3 protein-coding genes are annotated in these 2,554 nt (G+C 64.9%); 1 reads left to right on the top strand and 2 read right to left on the bottom strand.

Translation table 11 applies throughout. The annotated features are described in order from the left end of the window. Both BGN91_RS04605 and purD read right to left on the bottom strand, forming a co-directional pair. On the bottom strand, window positions 1–673 hold a 673-nt coding region (locus tag BGN91_RS04605), incomplete at its 3' end, for an alpha/beta fold hydrolase (protein ID WP_292610936.1). A gap of 137 nt (window positions 674–810) precedes the next feature. Then, the gene (purD, locus tag BGN91_RS04600) at window positions 811–2,091 is read right to left on the bottom strand and encodes a phosphoribosylamine--glycine ligase (protein ID WP_292610934.1); all 1,281 of its coding nucleotides are present in this window, start codon (window positions 2,089–2,091) and stop codon (window positions 811–813) included. Between the two features lie 81 nt (window positions 2,092–2,172). Between purD and BGN91_RS04595 the strand changes: the two genes are divergently transcribed. After that, the coding region (locus BGN91_RS04595; protein WP_292610938.1) for an exodeoxyribonuclease VII large subunit at window positions 2,173–2,554 on the top strand (382 nt) is incomplete at its 3' end.

The raw sequence follows: 2,554 nt of genomic DNA, 5'->3' as shown, positions 1-2,554 counted from the left end.
CATGGGCGCCGGCGCGATAGTCCTCGCACATCGCATGCACCCGCGACGGATCGCGGCACGGTGCGAGATAATGCTCGAGCGCACGCGGATCGATGGCATCGAGCTTACCGGATCCGGTCTGGCGCGCCATCGTCTGCTTCAGGAAAAAATCCGGTTGTCCGGTGATGAGCTTCTCCGGCAGCGGATCGGGCTGCGCGAGAAATGCCCAGTGATAGATTTTCAGCGCCGACAGCCGATTGATGCGCGACCAGTAGTCGTAGGTCGGCAGGATATCGAGCACGGCGAGTTTCGACAGCCGTCCGGGATGATCGAGCGCAAGCCGATAGGCGACGCGGCCGCCGCGGTCGTGCCCCGCCAGCGCGAAATGCACGTGACCGAGCTTCTCCATGGCCTCGATCAAGGTTTCCGCCATCGCGCGCTTGGTATAGGGCGTGTGGTCCGCATCGCTCTCGGGCATGTCGGACCAGCCGTAGCCGGGCAGATCGGGAATGATGAGGGTGAAGGCGTCGGCGAGTTGCGGCGCCACCTTGTGCCACATCACGTGCGTCTGCGGAAAGCCATGCAGCAGCAACAGCGGCGGCCCCTCGCCTCCGACGCGCGCGAAGATGCGACCCGAGGTCGTACTGATCCATTCGGAGGCGTAACCGGGAAACAGATCGGCAAGGTCGGGCATGGCTGATCCCTTTCATTTCCGGCATCCCTTCCGGCATTCCTGCGGCGCGCTCCGGTCGGGGAGACGCACCTCGACAGCGGATTCGAGACGATTGCGGCCGCCAGTGCAACCCGTCGCAACAACCGCGCGGGATGAACCTATCCGCGGCTCTCCCGCTTCACCGCCCGGAAGCCGATGTCGCGGCGGCAGAAGCCGTCAGGCCATTTGATGCGATCCACCGCCTCATAGGCGCGCGCCTGCGCCTCCGCGACGGTCTTGCCCGAGGCGCAAACGTTCAGCACACGCCCGCCATTGGCGAGGATGCGTCCGCCCTCCTCCCTGGTTCCGGCCTGAAAAATCTGCACGCCCTCGACCTCGGCGGCGGTGTCGAGCCCTTCAATGGGCGTCCCCTTTGCATAGTCGCCCGGATACCCTTTCGCCGCCATGACGACGGTCAACGCCGGATCGGGAAACCAGCGCAGGCTGAAATGGTTCAACTGTCCGTCGCAGGCGGCGAACAGCGCCGGCACGATGTCCCCCATCATCCGCAGCATCAGCACCTGGCATTCCGGATCGCCGAAGCGGACGTTGTATTCGATCAGCTTCGGCCCATCGTCGGTGATCATCAGGCCTGCGAACAGCACGCCCTTGAAAGCCGCGCCTTTCGCGCGCATGGCGCGCAACGTCGGAAGGATGATCTCGTCCATGGTGCGGCGGCACATCTCGTCAGTCATGACGGGTGCCGGCGAATAGGCGCCCATGCCGCCGGTGTTCGGTCCCTTGTCGCCGTCGAAGGCGCGCTTGTGATCCTGCGCCGTCGCCAGCGCCAGCGCATGCTCGCCGTCGCACAGCGCGAAGAACGACGCCTCCTCGCCGCGCATGAACTCCTCGACCACCACTTGCGCGCCGGCCGCGCCGAAACCGCCCTCGAACATCATGTCGACTGCCGCGTTCGCGTCCTCGATCGTCATCGCGACCACGACGCCCTTTCCCGCGGCAAGCCCGTCGGCCTTGATGACGATCGGCGCACCGTTCGCGGCGATGTAGGCCTTCGCCGCCGCGGCATCGCCGAAGCGTTCATAGGCGGCGGTCGGAATGTCGTTGTCGCGGCAGAGATCCTTGGTGAAGCCCTTCGAGCTTTCAAGTTGGGCGGCGGCCTTGCTCGGCCCGAACGCCTTGATGCCGGCGGCTGCGAGATCGTCGACAATCCCCGCGGCAAGCGGCGCTTCCGGCCCGACCACCACCAGATCGACCTTGTTGGCCTTGCAGAACGCGATCACTGCGGCATGGTCGGCGACATCGAGCGCCACGCATTCGGCGACGCGCGCGATCCCCGCATTGCCCGGCGCGCACCAGAGTTTGGTCAACAGCACGGAGTCGGCGATTTTCCAGGCCAGCGCATGTTCACGGCCGCCGGAACCGAGCAGGAGAATGTTCATGGGACGACTGCCGATAAGGATTTTCGATGGTTTACCGACGCTTTAGCATGGTAAGGCGGAGGCGCAACAGACGTGATCCAGATGCCCGCAGGCCCTGCACAACTCCTGGCGAACGCGCCGGAATATACCGTCTCCGAACTGTCCTCGGCGCTGAAACGCACCGTCGAGGATACCTACGGCCATGTGCGGGTGCGTGGCGAAATTTCGGGCTTTCGCGGGCCCCACGCCTCGGGCCATTGCTATTTCGCGCTGAAGGACGAGAGCGCCAAGATCGAGGCGGTGATCTGGAAAGGCGTTCACGGCCGGATGCGGTTCAAGCCGCAGGAAGGCCTCGAGGTCATCGCGACCGGCAAGCTGACGACCTATCCCGGCTCGTCAAAATACCAGATCGTGATCGAGGCGCTGGAGCCCGCCGGAATCGGCGCGCTGATGGCGCTGATGGAGGAGCGCAAGAAGAAACTCG

Source organism: Nitrobacter sp. 62-13, from assembly GCF_001896955.1.
GTDB lineage: Bacteria > Pseudomonadota > Alphaproteobacteria > Rhizobiales > Xanthobacteraceae > Nitrobacter.
The sequence above is the reverse complement of the archived record's forward strand: the minus strand, read 5'-3'. Positions and strand labels throughout refer to the sequence as shown.